This is a genomic window from Nocardioides epinepheli, from assembly GCF_037936805.1.
Taxonomy (GTDB): Bacteria; Actinomycetota; Actinomycetes; order Propionibacteriales; family Nocardioidaceae; genus Nocardioides.
The window spans coordinates 97,850-117,313 of sequence record NZ_JBBMMC010000004.1 but is presented as its reverse complement, the minus strand read 5'-3'; the positions used below and the strand labels follow the sequence as shown (position 1 = coordinate 117,313).

At 70.5% G+C, this 19,464-nt stretch carries 21 protein-coding genes and 1 other RNA gene; 8 read left to right on the top strand and 14 right to left on the bottom strand.

Translation table 11 applies throughout. The annotated features are described in order from the left end of the window. Positions 1-157 precede the first annotated feature (157 nt). The 4 genes from WMR31_RS07200 to WMR31_RS07185 all read right to left on the bottom strand — a co-directional run bounded on the left by WMR31_RS07200 (position 158) and on the right by WMR31_RS07185 (position 4,656). The gene (locus WMR31_RS07200; RefSeq protein WP_340538105.1) at positions 158-751 is read right to left on the bottom strand and encodes a hypothetical protein; all 594 of its coding nucleotides are present in this window, start codon (positions 749-751) and stop codon (positions 158-160) included. 103 nt (positions 752-854) lie between these two features. Further along, positions 855-2,897: an NAD(+) synthase gene (locus tag WMR31_RS07195; RefSeq protein WP_340538104.1), complete on the bottom strand. Its 2,043-nt coding sequence runs from the start codon at positions 2,895-2,897 to the stop codon at positions 855-857. A gap of 26 nt (positions 2,898-2,923) precedes the next feature. Then, on the bottom strand, positions 2,924-4,165 hold the full coding sequence (locus WMR31_RS07190; protein WP_340538103.1) for a TolB-like translocation protein: 1,242 nt from the start codon (positions 4,163-4,165) through the stop codon (positions 2,924-2,926). Continuing rightward, the gene (locus tag WMR31_RS07185; protein WP_340538102.1) at positions 4,162-4,656 is read right to left on the bottom strand and encodes a SigE family RNA polymerase sigma factor; all 495 of its coding nucleotides are present in this window, start codon (positions 4,654-4,656) and stop codon (positions 4,162-4,164) included. The genes WMR31_RS07190 and WMR31_RS07185 overlap by 4 nt, the downstream gene beginning before the upstream one ends. Before the next feature lie 150 nt (positions 4,657-4,806). Here WMR31_RS07185 and WMR31_RS07180 point away from each other — a divergent pair, with 150 nt between their 5' ends. Both WMR31_RS07180 and panB read left to right on the top strand, forming a co-directional pair. After that, positions 4,807-5,226, top strand: a complete 420-nt coding sequence (locus tag WMR31_RS07180; protein WP_340538101.1) for a VOC family protein — start codon at positions 4,807-4,809, stop codon at positions 5,224-5,226. A gap of 244 nt (positions 5,227-5,470) precedes the next feature. Next, positions 5,471-6,355, top strand: coding sequence for a 3-methyl-2-oxobutanoate hydroxymethyltransferase (panB, locus tag WMR31_RS07175; protein ID WP_340538100.1), 885 nt, complete (start codon positions 5,471-5,473; stop codon positions 6,353-6,355). Between the two features lie 7 nt (positions 6,356-6,362). Here panB and WMR31_RS07170 read toward each other — a convergent pair whose 3' ends face one another. Next, the gene (locus WMR31_RS07170; protein ID WP_340538099.1) at positions 6,363-6,818 is read right to left on the bottom strand and encodes a GreA/GreB family elongation factor; all 456 of its coding nucleotides are present in this window, start codon (positions 6,816-6,818) and stop codon (positions 6,363-6,365) included. Positions 6,819-6,945: 127 nt separating this feature from the next. Here WMR31_RS07170 and WMR31_RS07165 point away from each other — a divergent pair, with 127 nt between their 5' ends. Together WMR31_RS07165 and WMR31_RS07160 are read left to right on the top strand one after the other, a co-directional pair. Further along, complete coding sequence (locus tag WMR31_RS07165; RefSeq protein ID WP_340538098.1) at positions 6,946-8,502, top strand: S10 family peptidase; 1,557 nt, start codon at positions 6,946-6,948, stop codon at positions 8,500-8,502. Between the two features lie 88 nt (positions 8,503-8,590). Further along, the gene (locus tag WMR31_RS07160; RefSeq protein WP_340538097.1) at positions 8,591-9,784 is read left to right on the top strand and encodes a PQQ-dependent sugar dehydrogenase; all 1,194 of its coding nucleotides are present in this window, start codon (positions 8,591-8,593) and stop codon (positions 9,782-9,784) included. Between the two features lie 39 nt (positions 9,785-9,823). Here the strand turns inward: WMR31_RS07160 and WMR31_RS07155 are convergent, their stop codons facing one another. From WMR31_RS07155 to WMR31_RS07145, 3 genes are all read right to left on the bottom strand, one after another. Then, positions 9,824-10,006 carry a hypothetical protein gene (locus WMR31_RS07155; RefSeq protein ID WP_340538096.1) on the bottom strand — a complete coding sequence of 61 codons (183 nt, stop codon included), beginning with the start codon at positions 10,004-10,006 and terminating at the stop codon, positions 9,824-9,826. An 18-nt stretch (positions 10,007-10,024) separates the two neighbouring features. Next, complete coding sequence (locus tag WMR31_RS07150; protein ID WP_340538095.1) at positions 10,025-10,801, bottom strand: hypothetical protein; 777 nt, start codon at positions 10,799-10,801, stop codon at positions 10,025-10,027. Between the two features lie 83 nt (positions 10,802-10,884). Continuing rightward, complete coding sequence (locus WMR31_RS07145) at positions 10,885-11,088, bottom strand: hypothetical protein (RefSeq protein ID WP_340538094.1); 204 nt, start codon at positions 11,086-11,088, stop codon at positions 10,885-10,887. 78 nt (positions 11,089-11,166) lie between these two features. On the opposite strand from WMR31_RS07145, the gene rnpB reads away from it, so the two are divergent. Next, positions 11,167-11,547: RNase P RNA component class A (gene rnpB / locus WMR31_RS07140), an RNA gene on the top strand. Positions 11,548-11,585: 38 nt separating this feature from the next. Here rnpB and WMR31_RS07135 read toward each other — a convergent pair. After that, entirely contained in the window at positions 11,586-12,128 is a 543-nt protein-coding gene (locus WMR31_RS07135; RefSeq protein WP_340538093.1) for a hypothetical protein, read from the bottom strand. Between the two features lie 735 nt (positions 12,129-12,863). Here WMR31_RS07135 and WMR31_RS07130 point away from each other — a divergent pair. Then, on the top strand, positions 12,864-13,301 hold the full coding sequence (locus WMR31_RS07130) for a hypothetical protein (RefSeq protein ID WP_340538092.1): 438 nt from the start codon (positions 12,864-12,866) through the stop codon (positions 13,299-13,301). A 32-nt stretch (positions 13,302-13,333) separates the two neighbouring features. On the opposite strand, the gene WMR31_RS07125 is transcribed toward WMR31_RS07130, so the two are convergent. Beyond that, the gene (locus WMR31_RS07125) at positions 13,334-14,116 is read right to left on the bottom strand and encodes an ATP-grasp domain-containing protein (protein WP_340538091.1); all 783 of its coding nucleotides are present in this window, start codon (positions 14,114-14,116) and stop codon (positions 13,334-13,336) included. A 9-nt stretch (positions 14,117-14,125) separates the two neighbouring features. Further along, on the bottom strand, positions 14,126-14,956 hold the full coding sequence (locus WMR31_RS07120) for a hypothetical protein (RefSeq protein WP_340538090.1): 831 nt from the start codon (positions 14,954-14,956) through the stop codon (positions 14,126-14,128). 123 nt (positions 14,957-15,079) lie between these two features. On the opposite strand from WMR31_RS07120, the gene WMR31_RS07115 reads away from it, so the two are divergent. Further along, a complete protein-coding gene (locus WMR31_RS07115; protein ID WP_340538089.1) occupies positions 15,080-15,832 on the top strand; it encodes a VIT1/CCC1 transporter family protein in 753 nt (250 codons plus the stop codon). 7 nt (positions 15,833-15,839) lie between these two features. Here the strand turns inward: WMR31_RS07115 and WMR31_RS07110 are convergent, their stop codons facing one another. Together WMR31_RS07110 and WMR31_RS07105 are read right to left on the bottom strand one after the other, a co-directional pair. Further along, positions 15,840-16,907, bottom strand: coding sequence for a glycosyltransferase family 61 protein (locus WMR31_RS07110; protein ID WP_340538088.1), 1,068 nt, complete (start codon positions 16,905-16,907; stop codon positions 15,840-15,842). Next, complete coding sequence (locus WMR31_RS07105) at positions 16,904-17,326, bottom strand: NUDIX hydrolase (protein WP_340538087.1); 423 nt, start codon at positions 17,324-17,326, stop codon at positions 16,904-16,906. The genes WMR31_RS07110 and WMR31_RS07105 overlap by 4 nt, the downstream gene beginning before the upstream one ends. A gap of 23 nt (positions 17,327-17,349) precedes the next feature. Between WMR31_RS07105 and WMR31_RS07100 the strand changes: the two genes are divergently transcribed. Further along, positions 17,350-17,937 (top strand): sugar O-acetyltransferase, encoded by a 588-nt coding sequence (locus tag WMR31_RS07100; protein WP_340538086.1) that lies wholly within the window; start codon positions 17,350-17,352, stop codon positions 17,935-17,937. Between the two features lie 23 nt (positions 17,938-17,960). Here the strand turns inward: WMR31_RS07100 and WMR31_RS07095 are convergent, their stop codons facing one another. Beyond that, positions 17,961-19,430 carry an RNB domain-containing ribonuclease gene (locus tag WMR31_RS07095; protein WP_340538085.1) on the bottom strand — a complete coding sequence of 490 codons (1,470 nt, stop codon included), beginning with the start codon at positions 19,428-19,430 and terminating at the stop codon, positions 17,961-17,963. Between the last annotated feature and the right edge of the window lie 34 nt (positions 19,431-19,464).

Below are 19,464 nucleotides of genomic sequence, written 5' to 3'. Positions count from 1 at the left end.
AGCCGCGACGGGCGAGACGAAACCACGCAAGCCTCCGGAGGTTGAGCAAGCCGGGAGGGCGAGGAACGAGCCCGACCGGCGCCGACGAAACCTCCCGACCGATCCCGGGAACGGTGGCGACGACGGTTCCCGACAGCCGTCGGCGCTCGCAACGTGCCTAGCCGACCTGGATGCGGGGGCTCCAGCCCTCGTGGCCCGGCTCGCGGTAGCGCTGGTTGCGCAGGCCGTCGTCGACCGCACCCTCGGTGGCTGTGACCTCGCTGCCCACGTAGGTGGTGTACACGAACCACGCGCGGACCCAGGCCGGGTCGCCCAGGCAGTGGCGGGGCACCGAGACCACGACCTTGCGCTGGTTCGGGACGAAGCGTGCAGAGGCGCGACGGCACTGGCCGCCGTGGACGTTGTAGTACTCCACTGTGGTCCGTCCGGCCTCGCGGTTCACCACCATCTGGGCCGTCAGGTCGTCGACTCCGGACTTGAGGCCGACGGTCGCCGTCATGTTCCGCGACCGCGGCATCGAGCCGACGCGGGCGACGAGGCGAACGGCGCGTTCGGAGTGGTTGATCGCCACCCGGCGGACGTCGGCGTCGGTGTTGCGCGGCGCGGGCCTCGACGTCCCCTCGAAGTAGGACAGGATCGAGACGTCGCCTGTGGCATCACGGTGGGTCCACGACTCGGCATGCGCGGGCGCGCTCGTGAGCATGGTGGCGGCGGCGAGGAGCAGAATCGGGGCCAGGGCACGGCGGGCCATGGGTCCTCCTAATGGTGAGGGTGGGGGTGGCAGCCCGAGTGTCCTGGTTCGAGGTGGCTGTTCGTGCCGAAACGAGCGGACTGTTCGAACCGCGGACGGCCGATCACTCCGCCGGGACGTTCTCCAACTCCGCCAGCCACGCGGTCGGGGCGGCGTCCGACGGCATCCGCCAGTCGCCGCGGGGTGACATGGTGCCGCCGGGTGTGACCTTCGGGCCGTTGGGCAGCGCGGAGCGCTTGAACTGGTTGGCGAAGAAGCGCCGGCAGAACACCTCGAGCCAGCGGCGAATGGTCGCCAGGTCGTACTCGCCGCGGCGGTCGTCGGGGAAGTTGGGCGGCCACTCCCCCGCGGCGACGTCGCGCCAGGCGTGCCAGGCCAGGAAGGCGATCTTGCTGGGCCGGTAGCCGCGGCGCAGCACGTGGTAGAGCGTGAAGTCCTGCAAGGCGTAGGGGCCGACGGAGTCCTCGGTGCGCTGGGGCTCCGCGCCGTCGCGGTTCGGGATGAGCTCGGGGGTGATCTCCTGGTCGAGGATCTCCTGGAGCACCTCGTCGGTCTCGGGTCCGAACTGGCTGGAGTCGATGACCCAGTTGATCAGGTGCTGGATGAGGGTCTTGGGGACGCCGCCGTTCACGTTGTAGTGCGACATCTGGTCGCCGACGCCGTAGGTGCACCAGCCCAGCGCCAGCTCGGAGAGGTCGCCGGTGCCGAGCACGATGCCGCCGCGGTGGTTGGCCAGCCGGAAGAGGTAGTCGGTGCGCAGGCCGGCCTGGACGTTCTCGAAGGTGATGTCGTAGACCTCCTCGCCCTCGGAGTAGGGGTGGTCGAGGTCGTCGAGCATCTGCCGGGCGGCGGCGGTGATGTCGAGGGTCTCGAAGCTGACCCCCAGGCTCTCGGCGAGGCGGGTCGCGAGTCCCTTGGTCGTCTCGCCGGTGGCGAAGCCGGGCATCGTGTGGGCGAGGATGTCGGTCCGCGGTCGGCCGAGACGGTCCATCGCCTTGGCCGCGACGATCAGCGCGTGGGTGGAGTCCAGGCCCCCGCTCACGCCGATGACGATCTTGGGCTGCCAGGTGTCGGTGGAGATCGCGCGCAGCCGCTGCTCGAGACCGGAGACCTGGATGTTGTAGGCCTCGTAGCAGTCCTGGGCCAGCCGGGCCGGGTCGTCGGGCACGAACGGGTAGCGACGCTGCGCGCGCCGGAAGCCGATGTCGCCGGCGGGCGGATCGAGCCGGAACTCCACCCACGTCGCCGCCGGCGCCTGGGCGCGGCGGTTGTCGTCGAAGGTGCCCTGGCGCATCCGCTCCTGCCGGATCCGGTCGAGGTCGACGTCGGCGACGGTGCGCTCGGCCTCCTCGCCGAACCGGTCACCTTCGGCCAGCAGGTCTCCGCACTCGTAGATCATCGTCTGGCCGTCCCAGGACAGGTCGGTGGTCGACTCGCCCTGCCCGGCGGCTGCGTAGACGTAGGCGGCCTGGCAGCGGGCACTGGCGCTCTTGGCCAGCAGCCGCCGGTCCTCGGCGCGGGCGATGGTGATCGGGCTCCCCGACAGGTTGAGCAGCACCTGTGCCCCCGCCAGCGCCGCCGTCGCGCTCGGTGGCACCGGCACCCACATGTCCTCGCAGATCTCGACGTGGAAGGTGAGACCGGGCAGGTCGGTGGCCGCGAAGACGAGACCGGTGCCGAACGGCGCCTCCAGCGCGCCGACGGCGATCACGTCGTCGGCGGGCTCGTCGCCGCTGGCGAACCAGCGGCGTTCGTAGAACTCGCGGTAATTGGGCAGGTGGGTCTTGGGCGCGACACCGAGGAGCTCGCCATCCTTGATCACCAGGGCGCAGTTGTAGACCCGGCTGCCGTGGCGCAGCGGAGCGCCGACCACGATCACGGGCAGCAGACCCTCACTGGCGGCGACGATCTCCTCGACCGCCGCGACGGTCGCGTTGAGAAGGGTGTCCTGCAGGAATAGGTCGTCGACGGCGTACCCCGTGAGGCCGAGCTCGGGGAACAGCGCGATCGCGACGCCGTCGTCGTGGCACAGGCGGGCCTGCTCGATGGTGCGGGCCGCGTTGGTGGCCGGATCGGCGATCGCGACCGGCAGCGTGCAGGCGGCCACCCGTGCGAATCCCTGGGCGTAGGCGGAGTAGAAGTCCACGCCCGGAGTCTAGGGAACCTAGGGATCTACTCCCCGGGGGCGGATGCCACGGCGAGCAGGAGCGCCGCCGGCAGTTCACTGACCCGGCTGAGTTGACCGGTAGCGACGTTCCAGGTGAACAGGTATTGGGTGCCCGGTGTGCCGCCGAGGATCACCGAGGCGAGCACCGTCTCGTCGTCGAGCCAGGCGAGCGCTGCCATGGTGCCGCCATCGGTGTAGCTGTCGTGGGGGTCGCGGATCGGGAGGTAGGCCCGCGTGGCCAGCGTGTCGCGTTCGACGGCGATCAGCCCGTTCTCCTCGGCGCCCTCGCGAGGCGGGGTCCAGTTGCCGACACCGCGGACCGCGGCCAAGACGTCGTCCGTGGCCGCCGGCCGGTTGAGGCTCTGGAGTTCGTCGCTGTACACCGCGGAGGTCTGCTCACCGCCGCGGAACTCGACGACCTGTCGGGGCGGTCCACCGAGGAAGCCGAGCAGGGCGCCGTCGGGTGCCGCGGCGAGGTCGTAGGGCGCGCCCTCGAGGCGGCTCGTCGCGCCGTCGCCGCCGGAGGGCAGGTACCAGGATCGCCAGTCGCGCACGAACTGCCCCACCAGCAGGCCGCCGTCGGCGTCGAGGTCCAGCTCCACACCCCAGTCCGGTGCGACCTGGAAGCCGTCGGGGTAGGCCCGGCGCGCCCACTCGCCGCCGTCAGTGGACGTCCACAGCGCGGACCGTCCGGCGAAGGCGACCACGGAGCCGTCGGGACTCAGTGCCGGCGCCGAATGCTCGTTGAACGCCGGTTCTGGGTAGTCGATCTCGGTCCGCGCGCCGGAGGCATGCCATAGCGAGATCGCCTCGCCGTCGTCGACGGCCGCAAGCACGGGCGTGTCATCAGACTGTGTCGCTGCCACATCCCTCGGGTCCAGCGAGCGCGGGAACGACGTCCCCTCGGCCCAGGGCAGGTCGGCGACCGTCGCCGGATCCCACAGGTCCTGGACGACGGCCGGGTCGATCGGTGGCGCTGTGGCCGGCTCGGGGTCGGGCTCGATCTCCGTCGTACTCTCCTGAGACGACGTCGGCAGGCTCGGCACCGCCGGGCCCGGCGTGCCCGAGCCCGCGTTTACCACGGTCGCGGTGACGATCGCCCCTACCGCTACGGCGGCGACCACGCCGGCGGCCGCACCACGACGCCGGGCGCGACGACGTCGGGCGGACAGGAGCGCGGCGGGCGCGAGGCGGGGAGCCTCGATGGCGTCGGTAGCGCGCTCGAGAGCGTCGTGGAGCGTGTTCATCGGGTCTCTCCGATCAGGTCGAGCAGTTCGGGTGCGCCGGTGCGCAGGCGGGCCAGGGCCGCGGCGTTCTGGCTCTTGACGGTGCCGACGCTCACGCCGAGTGCCTCGGCGGTCTCTCGCTCGGAGAGGTCGTCGAAGTGGCGCAGCACGAGCACCCGGCGTTGCGCCGGGGTGAGCCGGTCGAGCGCCCGGCGGACGACGAGGGCGGCCTCGGGGTCGGTGCTGGTGCTCGACCGGTCGGATGCCGGGTCCTCCACCGAGGTCTCCCGGCGCAACCGCCGCCACCAGCTCACGTTGTCGCGCGCGATGATCGTGCGGGCATAGGCGGTCGGGTTGCCCGCGGCCAGCCTGCCCCACCGCAGCGCCACCTTCACCAGTGCCTCCTGCACGAGATCCTCCGCGCGATGCAGGTCGCCGGTGATGAGGTACGCCGAGCGCAGGAGCGCGCGCTCGGCCCCTGCGGCCCAATCGGTGAAACCTTGGTCGTCCACGTTGTCCCCTTTCACCCCTCCAACGCGGCAGGGGGCTCCGGGGGTTGGCGTGAGTTGAACCGACGAAGAAGATGGGAGCGCCGCGATGAATCTGAGTCCGACGCCCGGTCGAACCCGTCGTCCACCCAACCTGATCCGAAGGAGAACCTCATGTCGACTCGCCTCAACCCCTACCTCCAGCTGCGCGGCCAGGCTGCCGACGCGATGAACTTCTACCAGTCCGTCTTCGGCGGCACCCTTGAGCTCAACACCTTCGCCGAGTTCGGCGGCATGGGGATGCCCGAGGAGGAGCAGGGCAACGTGATGCACTCCCAGCTGCTGGTCAACGACACGTTCGTGATCATGGCCGCCGACGTCCCCAGCCACATGACCGGCGAGTTCACCAACGGCACCCAGAGCGTCAGCGGCGACGAGCTCGACACGCTCCGCGGCTGGTACGACGCCATCGGCGCCGACGGCGGGACGGTCAACATGCCCTTCGAGAAGGCACCCTGGGGCGATCACTTCGGTCAGGTCACCGACCGGTTCGGCATCAGCTGGATGTTCAACGCGGCCGGTGGCGGCGAGTAGGCCTGGCCGGGATTTCCCCGGTCGACCGGGGAAGTATGAACTTGTCGGGCAAGATATCGGCCGCCCAGTTCATGGATCCCCGGTCGACCGGGGAAATCCCGCCGCCGGCGGATCCGCCCACCCAGCCCCACGTGACCACCGCCACACCAGCGGTCCGATGCCGGCGTCGTCGGGTGGCCTCTAGCCTGGGTCCGTCCGTGGACTCCAGCCGAGGAGCCGCGAGGCGAGTGATCGGAGATCCGTCATGAGCACGTCCTCAACGCCCGAAGAGACCGCGCCCTACGGCACCGGCCCGGCGGCGCCGCCCGCGGCCGCGACGTCGGCCACACCGCCGCTCAAGCGGGTCCGCACCCAGCACCTGCGGGAGATGAAGGAGCGCGGCGAGAAGTTCTCCATGCTCACCGCCTATGAGCAGTACGCCGCGGCCACCTTCGACGAGGCCGGGATCGAGGTGCTCCTGGTCGGCGACAGTGCGAGCAACAACGTGCTCGGCAACGAGACCTCGCTGCCGATCACCGTCGAGGAGCTGCTGCCCCTCACCCGAGCGGTCTCGCGCTCGGTGCGCCGCGCCCTCGTCGTCGGCGACCTGCCGTTCGGCAGCTACCAGGCCTCGCCCGAGCAGGCCTACCTGACCGCCGCCCGGTTCATGAAGGAGGGCGGCGCCCACTGCGTGAAGCTCGAGGGTGGTGTCGAGATGGCGCCGCAGATCGCCAAGCTCACCCAGGGCGGGATCCCGGTGATGGCGCACATCGGGTTCACCCCGCAGTCCGAGCACGCGCTCGGCGGGTACCGGGTCCAGGGGCGCGGCGAGAGCGGCGCCCGCGTCATCGAGGACGCCCTCGCCGTGCAGGAGGCCGGGGCGTTCGCCGTGGTGATGGAGATGGTCCCCGGTGACACCGCCGGCGAGATCACGCGGCGTCTTGCCATCCCGACCATCGGCATCGGCGCCGGACCCGACTGCGACGGCCAGGTGCTGGTGTGGCAGGACGCGTTCGGCCTGCGGCAGGGGAAGATGGCGCGCTTCGTCAAGCAGTACGCCGACGTGCACGCGGTGCTGCTCCAGGCGGCGCGCGACTACGACGCCGACGTCAAGGCCGGGACCTTCCCCGGCCCCGAGCACACCTTCTGAGGCGCCGTCAGCTGTTGGAGACGACCTTCGCCTGGAGCGTGACGCCCTTGCGCGGCGCGTAGGTGACGGTCGCTCCGACCTCGGAGCCGAGGATGGCCTGACCCAACGGGCTGGTCGGGGTGATGGTCTCGACGCCGGCGACGGCCTGCTCGACCGAGCCGATGACGAAGGTCTCCGGGCCGTCGCCGAGGTCGACCACGACGGTGTCGCCCACCGAGACGACACCCTCGACGTGCTCCTCCTCGGCGGCGCTCGCCAGGTCGAGCTCGAGGGCGGCGATCCGCTCCTCGAGGATGGAGAGCCGGATGCTCGCCTCGACGTTGGTGGCGCGGTCGACGACGTCGCCGACGGCCTCGGCGCGGGTCTCGGCCTGGGCCTGGTCGCGCTCGGCGCGCAGCGCCGTGAGACGGCCCTCCAGCAGTGCGATCCGGTCGGCCGTGGTGGGGGTGGAAGTGGATGCCATCGGTGATCGCTCCTTGCTGGTAAGGCTGGTGAAGATGTGCCCGAGAGGTCGGTGGCCCGAAGTCTGCACGATGCCTGGTAACGCGTCGCTCGGTCCCGGTCCCCCGCTGGACCTCTAGGGTGACTGGGTGCCCGAGCAAACACCAGCCGAGTCCGTCCCGCGGACCCCCGCCCCTGCCGGATCCGACACCGAACCGTCCGCGGAGGCCTCCGCCCGGCCCGGCACGGCGAAGCCCGAGACCGGACCGACGAGCGCCCCCGAGCCGATCGACGATCTCGTCAGAACCCAGCACACGCTGCGGATCGGGCGTCGCGAGCTGCGCTACACGGCGACCACCGGACGTGTCGTGCTGCGCGAGGAGGTCTACGAGGACGGCGTCTTCGTGGGCTACCAGCCCAAGGCTGAGATCTCCATCACTAGCTACGTCGCCGACGACGCCGGAGCGGATCGACCGGTCACCTTCGCCTTCAACGGCGGCCCCGGCAGCAGCAGCGTCTGGTTGCACCTGGGCCTGCTCGGGCCGCGTCGGGTGGTGATGGGCGACGCCGGCGCCCTGCTCCCCCCGCCGTACGCGCTCACCGACAATCACGAGTCGTTGCTCGCGGTGAGCGACCTGGTGTTCATCGACCCGGTCTCCACCGGATACTCCCGGGCCCTGAAGGGCACCAAGCCCGAGCCCTTCCACAGCTACCAGGGCGACATCGACTCGATCGCCGAGCTGATCCGGGTGTGGACCTCGCGCAACCAACGGTGGCTGTCGCCGAAGTTCGTGCTCGGTGAGTCCTACGGCACGCTGCGCGCCGCCGCCCTGGTCGAGCGGCTCCAGTCGCGCTACGGCATGTACGTCAACGGGTTGATGCTCATCTCCAGCGTGCTCGACCTGTCCTCGGTCGACTTCGAGAACCAGCGCAACGATCGCGCCCACGCGCTGTACCTGCCGACGTACGCGGCGATCGCCCAGTACCACGGCCGGTTGGGCCGGACGTCGCTGAAGAAGGCGGTCGCGGCGGCCGAGCAGTACGCCTCGGCCGAGTACCCGTACGTGCTCTCGCGCGGTGACCGGCTCAGCGCCAAGGAGCGCGCCGCCGCCGTTCGCAAGCTCGCCTCCCTCACCGGACTCACCGAGGAGTACGTCGATCGCGCCGACCTGCGCATCGAGCACTGGCGCTTCTTCGGCGAGCTGCTACGCGACCGACGGCTCACCACCGGCCGGCTCGACGGCCGGTTCACCGGACCCGCCGCCTCGGCGATCGCCGAGAGCATGGACGCCGACCCGTCGATGGACGCGATCGCCGGTCCCTACTCCACGGCGTTCAACCACTACGTGCGCCACGAGCTCGACTACCGCAACGACCTGCCCTACGAGCAGATCAGCTCGCGGGTGCACCCGTGGTCGTTCAAGGACTTCGAGGGCCGGCCGATCGACGTCAGCCCGCAGCTGGAGCGCGCGATGCGCACCAACCCGCACCTGCAGGTCCACGTGGCCTACGGCTACTTCGACGGCGCCACCCCGCACTTCGCCGCCGAGGACGTGATCGCCCATCTCCAGATCCCGGACGAGCTGCGCGCCAACATCGAGCACGCCTACTACGAGGCGGGGCACATGATGTACGTCCACGAGCCCTCGCGCCTCAAGCAGAGCAAGGATCTGGCCGACTTCGTCAGGCGCGCCAGCAAGCCGTGAGCCACCGGGAGGAGTCGGGGGCCACGCGACCAGGACTCGCGCATCGTGATCGCCCCAGACAGGCTCTCGGTGGGTCTACCGTGATCCCATGCGACCGGTCCGTGTGGCTCCCGCCCTGCTCGCGCTTCTCACACTCCTCGCCGGGCTGGTGACGGCCGCCCCGTCCGGGGCCGGCGTCGACCCCGGCGTCCGTGTGCCGCAGATCGAGTCCACGACGACAGCTGCCGCGATGCCCGCGTTGCGGGTGCGCACGCGGCTGCGCGGTCTGAGCCATCCGTGGGACGTCAAGCAGCTGCCCAGCGGCTCCCTGCTGGTGACCGAGCGCGACCCGGCGCGGCTCACCCTGAGCCCGAAGAAGGGCGTCCAGCGGAAGGTCAGGTTCCCCGCGCGCAAGGTCTGGACCTCGGGCGAGACCGGTCTGATGGGCCTGGAGATCGACCCCGACTTCGCCACCAACCGCCGTTTCTACACCTGCAGCGGCTGGCGCAAGCCGCACGGCAAGGACATCCGCGTCAACGCGTGGCGCCTCAACCGGGCCGAGACCCGCGCGCGCCTGATCAAGCCGCTGCTCACCGGCCTCCCCACAGTCTCGGGCCGTCACGGCGGCTGCCGGCTGCTGATCGCCGACGACGGCTCGATGTACGTCGGCACCGGTGACGCCGCCGTCGGGACCAACCCGCGCGACCTCACCTCGCTCGGCGGCAAGACGCTCCGGCTCGACCGGTTCACCGGCCGGCCGTGGCCCGACAACCCCTTCATCGACGCTGCCGACGCCATGCAGCGCTACGTCCACACCTACGGGCACCGCAACGTGCAAGGCCTGGCTCAGCGACGCGACGGCAGCATGTGGTCGGTCGAGCAGGGCTCCTACCGCGACGACGAGGTCAACCTGCTGGTGCCCGGCGGGGACTACGGCTGGAATCCCGTGCCCGGCTACAACGAGTCGGTCCCGATGACCGATCAGGACCTGCCGGGCGACCAGATCAACGCCCGCTGGCGCTCGGGTCGCTCGACCGTCGCCACCTCGGGCGGAACCTTCGTCGACGGCGACCGCTGGGGCCGGCTCGACGGCGCCCTCGCCGTCGGCGCCCTGAAGAACGAGATGCTCCTGTTCATCCGCTTCGACGCCTCGGGGCGCAACCCGCGGGTCACCCGCCCGGCCGCCCTCCATCACCGGTTCGGCCGCCTGCGCACCCCCGTCCAGCTCGCCAACGGCAGCCTGCTGGTCACTACCGACAACTGCTGCGGCATGGACCGGGTCCTGGTCGTGCGGCCCCGCTGACGGCGTCGAGTCAACCGCCATGACTTCGCCCGCTGTCGATCACACCTCGATCAACCGCAGCCTCGCCTCCAAGGCCGGGTCGCGGCGACTGTCGAAGGCGAGGACGGCGTGATAGCGCGAGGCCACCGCGGCCGGTAGCTCGTCGAGCGGGTCCGGCGGTGCGCCGTCTGCCGAGGGGTGTGCAGGCAGTCCGGGAACCTGCAGGCCGGAGACGCTCGACACCGGCTGGCGGCTCAGTGCCTAGTGCACGGCGCGCTGGACCGTGAGGTCGGCTCGGCGCGTCGTCTCCGGTGTGGAGTCCGCGGACAGTCGGGCGTAGGCGACCAGGCCCGTAGCCGTCGACCGCTTCACCAGGCCGAGCAGGTCGAAGGTCAGCTCGAAGCCAAGGTTTCGGGCCGCACTGGTGCGTGACTCGTCGACCATCCGCCGCGCCTCGGCGCGCAGGTGATCGACCTGGTCGTCGTCGATCAGGATCGCTGCGTACACGACCCACCCTTCGATGTTGTGCACCTGTGACCTGGAGACCCAGGCCAGGCGGGTCGGCGTCGTACCAGGCTCGGCCGAGGACACCACGTCGGGCAGGGTGCGGGACGCAGGCGCCTGGCGTGCGGTGCCCGGCGGCTTCGAGGGCACGATCGCATCCTCCGCGAGGCGCGGAGCCGCGTCCCTGGGCGTCTGATCGAATGTGAAGACGCCGACGAACAGGAATAGCACCGCCAGGGGCAGCGAGATCGCGACACCCGACAGCAGGCCGAGCCCCGATGCCTGTTCGGAGTCGGCGAGCCGCATGATTCCCACGACCAAAGCCGTCGGCAGGCCGAGGAGTGGCAGCGCGGCGGCCAGGATGAACGAGCCGGTGTTGACCGCCTCGCCCGCCGCGACCGCCGTGGCTCCGCGGGATGAGTCTCCGTAGCGTCGCGCGATCGCAAAGCCGAGTTTCAGGCCGGCGAAGCGGATCGCCAGGGACAACGGCACCCACGCGAGGACGAGCGCGAGGTGCAGTAGGTACTCACCCATCGGTGCGGCGCTGCTTCCACGCGATGGGGGGCCTCGGGCCGGACTCCTCGTGAGTCACGAGCTCAGGAGAGGAGGATCCAGGTTCAGTCCTCTTCGGCGTCGTCGTTCCACTTGGGGTCGTTGTCCCACGCCTCGGTGCGCTCGTGGGCGGTCTCGACGGCGCGAGCCGCCTCTGCCTCGGTGGCGAAGGGTCCGAGGCGGTCCTTGTTGGGGCAACCGTCGCGTCCCTCGACCCGGTTGTGGGTGAGGCAGTACCAGTACTCACGGGTGTCGTATTCATCGGCCATGCGCTGAAACTACACGGTGGCCACGGGGTCCGCGCTCGCGCGTGGTGCGCCGTGCAGGCGCTATCCTTCTCGGGCGAACGGGCCGGCCGGGCGACCGCGTGGACCAGGAGAGATCCGGGTCCCCGAGGAAGGTCCGGGCTCCGCAGAGCAGGGCGGTGGGTAACACCCACCCGGGGCAACCCGCGGGACAGTGCCACAGAGAACAGACCGCCTCCCGCTCACAGAGAGGGAGGCAAGGGTGAAACGGTGGAGTAAGAGCCCACCAGCGCGCCGGGTGACCGGCGTGGCTAGGCAAACCCCGCCCGGAGCAAGATCAGACAGCGCACGCTCGAGGGCTGCTCGCCCGAGTGCGCGGGTAGATCGCTGGAGGCCGTCGGCAACGGCGGTCGTAGATGGATGGTCGCCCCTCGCCCCGCAAGGCGGCGAGGACAGAACCCGGCCTACAGGCCGGCCCGTTCGCAACTAGCCCGCTGGACCGAGTGACAGCCGACGGAGGACTAGCGGTGCGCCTTGATGAGGTCTCCTGCCGCGTGGATGAAGTCGACAGCCAGATCGAACGCGTTGTTGCAGAACCCGACGACCTCCTCCGGGCCTCTGTGGATGCGCCGTCGTGAGTCCACAGCGTCCAAGTCGTCGTAGTCCATGCTGTGCGAGATGCTGTTCCTTGCGATGAAAAACTTGTCGAGCGACTCCAACTTCGCGTCAGACACCTTCGCGCTAGGTATGCCCAGTACGTTGCGGACTCGCCTCTTGAGGTCCCCGCTGCCCTGAAACGACGCCTTCGTCCGGACGCTCAGATAGTGCTTCAGAATGGCCTCCGCAGGGTCAGCGTTGACGATGGCCTTCTGCAACTCGACGTCGACAGAATCGCCCCGAAGTTCGGCTTTGATGAAGGCTTCGTATTGAGCCCTGGCCGCGGTGCCCTCGATCGGGATCAGATAGCGCCCAGCGTCCTTGACCAAACGGGTCATGCTCGCGTCAAGGCCGCTGGACGTGAAGACGATGGCCGCTCGGAGCACGTCGACTTCGTCTTCTTTCATGCGGCCCGTCCGAGCAGCGTTCCCATCCCGGCGGACCTCAGAAATCGTTGCGTGCGCCTTGAAGAGCCCGCTGACGCTGTTGTGCGCACCACGAAGGTATCGCTGAGCAAAGCGAATCTCAGGTGCCCTGTACTTCGGTCCCGGACGGAGGACGGCGATTGAAACCACCGCACCATCTAAGCGAGCGTGGAGCGTTCCGGGAGCAGAACGCTGTGATGGCTCCGAGGAAAGTCCAGCCCGGTGACTGCTGTGTGACTGGAACCCGCCGCTCAGCGGGTGTGCACGCCTGAGCAGCCACGAGCCCCCGCGCAGCGCGAGAGTTGGTCTCTGACCTGCGCAGATGTACACACGCTTAGCTTGCTGACCTGCGCTTGGTGGCCCCCGACAGTGTCGGGCCTACAGGCCGGTCCGCTCGCCTCTGACCCCGCCCGACCTCGGCCCTCGGAGGGCGCCGCGCCGTAGTTGGCTCGCCGGGCTACTCCGCAGGCGCTACTCGGCCGGCGAACGCATCGCTATGACGATCCACGGCACGAGTCCCAGCAGGCCCAGCCAGATCAGGGGCAGTCCGGGGCCCTCCTTGAGGAGGAACAGAACTCCGATCGCGACGAGTGCCACGCACCACGGCACACCGAGGACGCCGAGGGCCGTGAGCCAGAACGGGCTCTCGATGAGGCGATCCCAGGTGGGTCGCGGTGTTCGCCAGACGAAGGGCCGAGCACCTGACAGGGTGCTCAGATGACCACCGACGAGCGCGCCATGGGCACATCGACCACGAGGTCGCCCAAGCGCCCGGTGATCATCCTGATGGTCGGGGGGTTCCTGGTCGGGCTGCTCCCGCGAGCGGTGATCGGCATGGTGAGCGGGGAACCGACCCGTCAGATCGCCGCCGTCGTGTGGATCGGCTTCTGGGCGTGGCTCATCTGGCGACTCGTGGTGCGCTACCGGCACCCCGACGCCGGGAGGGATCGAACCTACTGGCTCGTATCCGCCGCAGGCTTCGGCGTCTTCGCTCTGATCTATCTCGTCTTCGAGATCATCGATGCCACGCGGGGCTCCTTCGATGCTCGCTCCCTGCCGCTCACGATCTTCGCGGTGCTTCTCGCGATGGGGTACGCGGCCAACGGCTTACGCATCAAGCGCGCACAAGCCGGCCCCGACGACGTCGGTCGGTGAGCGGCCCCGACGGCGGCAGCTCGTTCGTCCACTCAGCCTGCCGTCACGCGGTGCACCGCCGCGACCACGGCCGCGCGGTCGCAGGCGTAGAGGTCGGCGCCGCTGAACGGGTTGAGCTCCAGAACCCGTAGCCCGTCAGGGGTCTCGCACACATCGAGGACGTAGATCGCCTCGGGTGTGTATGACGGCGCGACGTCCGCGGCGAACCTCCAGGCCTCGTGCGTGGGGTCGAGGGTCTCCCCCGCCTGCCGGCCGTCGGGCTGGTAGCCGCTTCCCGCCACGACCTCGCCCTGCGCGATGACGAACCGCCACTCGGGGCCGATCTCGACCGTCGGGGTCACCAGCACGGCAAGGTCGAGGTCGTCGTAGTAGAAGCCGTGGTCGAGCGCGGCGAGGGTGACGGCGTCCCGGGCCAGGACGCGGCCGCTGAACGGCTTCAGCGGACTGTCCGGACGCACGAAGACCCGGTCGCCGAAGGACTCCGGCGGACCGGCTCGCACCAACTCCCCCACGGTCGTCAGGTCGTATGCCGGTACGCCTAGCAGGTCAGGGCGAACCGGCCACCACGCAGAGCAGGCGAACCGGTCGGTGGCGCAGAAGGCACCCGGCGTCCACGGTCGCTCGCGCACGATCCGGTCGGCATTCCCCAAGGAGCCGTGGAACACGACCACGCCATCCGCAAGACGCGGCCACCGCTCGGTCAGCCACCACTCGTCGGACCACGCGACCACCGTGCCCCCGGCGGCCTCCACCGCACCGGCCAGAGCGGCGTGCCCGTCGGGGAACACCTCACGCTCCAGAAGCCAGGTCGCCATGACACCAACCTACGTCGACGTCGACAGGACCCGCCGGGCTGCGGCCGGATCATCGACGTAGCAGACCACGCCGGTGATCGGACCGTCCCGCCGCAACCTCGGACTCGACGAGACCGGCTGCGTCGCATCGGCGAGGGCGAGTGCGAGATTCGCCTGACCGCTCACCGCCATGACGAGCTCGCCGTCGATGACCCGCGCGGCGTCGTTCGAGGGCGGTTCCGATGGGTAGCGGCGCACCTCACTCACGGCGTTCAGGGGGAGCGTCACGTCGTGGAAGACGCTGAACCGCAGTCGGAGGCGTCCGTGGCCCACGACATGGGGGTAGCAGATGAGTGAGGCGAGGAACCCCACCAGCCAGACGAAGCCGAGGATGCCGAGCACCAGGGCGACCATGCGCACGCTGTCGGGCAGGAGCAGGTGCAGCAAGAACGCCGCAAGCCCATCGAGGACCCCCACCAGCGCCAGCAGGATCACGAGCGGACCGCCGTAGGCGAGCGGCACCTCCCCTTCTCGGAGGTCGCGGCGACCGGTGAGAAGCATTCCGATCGCACGCATCAGCATCAGCTCCTTCCTGACGTATCTCGCGACCGGCGCCGGGAGGAACTGCCCCAGCGCGTCGTCGAGGACGACCGGCAGCTCGGCCTCCGCGCCGTGCGACGTGCGGGTTGCGCGGACGACTCTTGCGATGTCGACGACGACGATGAGAGCGATGCTCATCTCTACGGCCAGCACCACGCCGACCGCAGTTCCGAAGTGGACCACGCCACTCAGGAAGAGCAGCACCTCGACGGCGAACACAACCAGCGCGAGGACCCCGAGCAGCCTGCGCAATCTCGACATCGTCTCCCCCCAACGAAACTGCGAGCATCATCCCAAGACGGCATCCCAGCTCCTCAGGCACCCCTTACTAACGCAGCCCTTCCTTCCTTGCAGGGTTGGGGATTCGCGGCTTCCATGGGGGCCATGAGCACCCTCGATCACAGCCATGACCGCGGTTCCGACGTCGCCACCATGGGTACCGACGAGGTCGGTCACACCCACGCCGACGTGTCGGGCGGCTGGCTCCGCGCAGCGACGTTCGGAGCGATGGACGGGCTTGTCACCAACGTCGCTCTCGTCGCGGGAATCGGCGCAGCCGGCGTGGACGCGAAGGTCGTCCTCACCGCGGGCGCCGCCGGCCTGGTCGCCGGAGCCTGCTCGATGGCGCTGGGCGAGTACGCCTCGGTCTCCACCCAGAACGAGGCGATCGACCAGGAGGTCAGCGTCGAGAGTCGCGAGATCCGCGAGAACCCCAAGGGCGAGATGGCCGAGCTGGCCCACATGTTCGAGGGCATGGGCATGACTGCCAAGACGGCCGCCGGCGCCGCTCGGGAGGTGCACCGCAACCATGACCAGGCGGTGCGGGTCCACATCAGCCACGAGCTCGGGCTCGACCCGACCGAGAAGCCGAGCCCGATGACCGCGGCGGTCTGGTCGTTCCTCATGTTCTCGGTCGGCGCCGCCATCCCGCTGATTCCCTATCTGCTCGGCTTCTCCTCGCTCTTCGCGGGCCTGGCCGTGGGCGGAGTCGGGCTGTTCGCCGCGGGGGCCATCGCCTCTCTCTTCAGCGGCACCCGCTGGTGGTACGCCGCCACGCGCCAGCTCTTCTACGGTGCCCTGGCCGCAGGCGTCACCTACCTGGTCGGCAGCCTGCTCGGCCTCAGCGTCGCACCCTGACCCTCACTCACAGGGTCGCGAGCACCGACTCGATCTCGTCGAGTGCCGTACTCGGCACGAACGCCGTGCGGTGACCGCACGCGGCGTCGATCGTCCGCTGTGTCGGCATCGGCGCCCCCTGCGTGCGGGCATCGCCGATCTCCAGGACCCGAGTCCCCGGATCGGCGAAGGCCGCCAGGTGAAGCGCCGACCCGGAGGGCCCGGCCACTACGTCGGCGCCTCGCACCAGGGCGATCTGCTCGGCGATCGGCAGCAGCTCGGGATGGGCCACCTCGAAGCCGGCCGCGGCGAACAGCTCGTCCAGTCGGCGGTCCCGCTCAGCCTCGCCACGCTGGTGGCGTCCGTGCAGTGACTCCTCGGCATGCCACCGGCTGCGCGAGAGATAGATCCTTCCCGCGTCGCCACGCTCCCCGACGGCGTCGGAGACCCGGCGCCACAGGTCAGCGGCGGCTGGGAGCGCCCAGCTCTTGAGCAGCACCGGCCGGGTCGGGACCAGCAGCCGATCGACCCGCCCGGTGCGGGCGCGGACGAGGTGCACCGGTAGGTCGCCGTAGCCGGCGAGCCGCAGCAGGTCGGCCTGCCACGGCTGGAAGTCGATCGGTCGGCCGATCCGAGAGCGGCGCTCGCCTTGGGGCGTGACCGAGCCACCACTACCCCGGTAGCTGCGGTGCGCGACGATGCCCGCGAGCGGGCCGACCTCGCGCGGCTCGGGCCACAATCCCGGCAGGACCTCGACCAGGAAGTGCCCGAAGTGCGACATCCAGTGGCCGCCGTACAGCCAGGTGCCGGCCAGTCGAGGGGCGTCCTCAGGGACAGGTACACGGTCGGGGTCGGTGGCCGCAGGGCTCATCGGGTCGCCGTGCCACGCACGCTGTGACTCCGGCACGACGGTGCCGCGCCGATCGTGTACGGCGCCGGTCATCCACTTGCGTGGCCCGTCACCGGGATCACCCACGGGCCCACGCGCCAGCGGCGTGAGCACGGCGTCGGCCACCTCGATCACCCGGGAGCGCGCGAGCCCCGGGGGTGGCTGGTCCGGCATCGACGCCGGCGCCCAGGGGTCCGGCTGGGTCACGAGGCACTGTCGGCTTCGGCCAGGGCCACCAGCACGTGATCGCGCAGCAGCGGGGCGAGAGGCGGCCAGATGGCCTCGTCGTCGGGATCGACCCAGCGCAGCTCGGCGATCTCGGCGGCGGCGACCGGCTCGCCGGTCGGCTCGGCGGTGAAGACGGTGGAGTCGACCAGATGTCCGGGCTCGTTGGCGGCGTCGGCGACGAAACGCCCCAGTGGAGCGAGCGGTCCGAGTACGAGGCCGACCTCCTCGGCGACCTCGCGGGCACCGGCCTCGGCGGGGGTCTCCCCCGGCTCGATCTTGCCGCCGGGCAGCATGAACGCCGCGGTGCCCTTCTTGCGGACCGTCAGGATCCGCCCTGCCGCGTCGCGCAGGCAGACCGCCGCGACGACGAAGGTGGGCGGCTCCACGGGGCAGGGCATGGTGGTCAGCCTAGGCTGAGGTCGTGGCCAGCCTCGATCCCCCCGACGACTCCGACGATCGCACGATGCGCGAGCGCATGCTCGCCGGCGACCTCTACCTCGACAGCGATCCGGAGCTTGTCACCGCGGGGCACGCCGGCCGCGACCTCGCCGACGCCTTCAATGCCACGACCTCCCGTCAGGAGCCGCTGCGGCGGATGCTTCTGGAACGGCTGCTCGGTGCGATCGGCACCGACACGACCATCCGGCCGCCCCTGCGCGTCGACTACGGCACCCAACTGACCTTCGGCGACCGGTGCTTCGTCAACTGCGGCCTCGTCGCCCTCGACGTCGCCGCGATCACCATCGGCCACGACGTCCAGATCGGGCCCAACGTCCAACTGCTGACGCCGACCCACCCCCTCGACGCGGACCTGCGCCGGGACAAGTGGGAGGCCGCCGCCCCGATCACGATCGGCGATAACGTCTGGCTCGGCGGCGGCGTCATCGTGTGCCCCGGCGTGAGCATCGGCGCCGACACGGTGGTGGGCGCCGGCGCCGTCGTGGTCAGCGACCTTCCCGCGCGCGTGCTCGCGGTCGGCAATCCGGCCCGGATCGTCCGCTCGATCTGACCGCGGGGTCCGGCCGATCGCGATCAGGCGGGAACGAAGCGGACCTGGCGCTTGCCCACATCGACCGAGTCGAGACGCACCCGGATGTCGTCGCCCAGAGGAAGCGGCGCGGTGCCCTCGATCGGGGCCTCGACGCCGATCTCGCCGACGCTGACCTTCCCGCGGCGGTCGTCCTTCTCCTCGACCGAGACGACGACGCCGTCGAACTCCTCTCCCACCCGCCTCTGGAACAGCCCGGCCTCGACGAGGTCGATGACCGCGCGCTCGTAGGCGCCGGCCTTCTGGCCCGAGGACTGCATCTGCGCCGGAAGCTCCGGCAGCGCCTCGAGCACCCACGACGGGACCGGCTCCCCGGCGCACAGCGCCACACAGACCTCGCCGGCGTAGCGGTCGGCGAGCCGTCGCAGCGGCGCGGTGACGTGGGCGTACTCCGAGGCGAGGGCCGACTGCTCGCGCTCCTCGGGCAGATCGCCGTCGAAGGCGACGTACCCGCTGCCACGCAGCAGACGAGCACTGGCGACGATGACGGCGGCGTGCGCGGGATCGGCGGCGTCGAGGGAGCGGATGAACTCCGGGTAGTCGAGCTCTGGAGGCCAGGAGACGCCCAGGGCACGCGCGGTGCGGCGCAGCCGCTTGACGTCGCGCGGGTCGGGTGGCGGCATGGTCCGCAGCAGTCCGACCTTCCCCGCGACCATCAACGACGCCGCGGCGAAGCCGGTCAGCAGCGAGATCTGGGCGTTCCACTCCTCCACCGGCAGCATCGAGCGGAACTCCAGGCGCCAGGTGCCGTCGTCGCTGATGTCGATCTCCTGCTCGGGCAGCGGGAGGGCGACCGCGCCATTCCTGGCATCGCGGGCCAGGCGCAGCTCGCCCACCTCCTTGAGCAGCCGCAGGGTGTCGCCGCCGGGCACGTCGGAGCCGCTGTCGATCGCCGCCTGCGCCTGGTCGTAGGACAGCTTCGCCACCGACCGGACCCGCGCGCGCACCACCTCCACCGCGACGCCCTCGCCGGTGTCGTCGACCTCGATGGTCCACAGCAGAGCGGGGCGCACCTGGTCGGGCAGCAACGAACCGGCGTCCTCGCTGATCGCGGGCGGGTGCAGCGGGATCTTGGAGTCGGCCCCGTAGAGCGTCTGCCCGCGGCGATGGGACTCGACGTCGATCGGGTCGCCCGGGGTGATGAAGGCCGCGAGGTCGGCGATCGCGTAGTGGACGGTGAATCCCTCGGACCCCCGGGACGTGCCGCGCTCGATGTGGAGCGCCTGGTCGAGATCGCGGGAGGAGTCGGGGTCGATGGTGATGAACGGGATCTCGGTGCGGTCGAGCTCCGGCAGGCGCGGTGCCGCCGCAGCCCGGGCCGCCGCGGCCTCCACCTCGGCCGGGAACTCCGGGGTCACCTCGAGCTCCTTCTGGATCTGCTCGATCCCGCGGCGAAGGGTGTCGACCACGGCGGTGTCGTCGGTGCGGACGTGGACCACGCGGCTGCTCGGCATGCCCAGAACCCTAGTAGGAGGCCGGAGCGCCGGC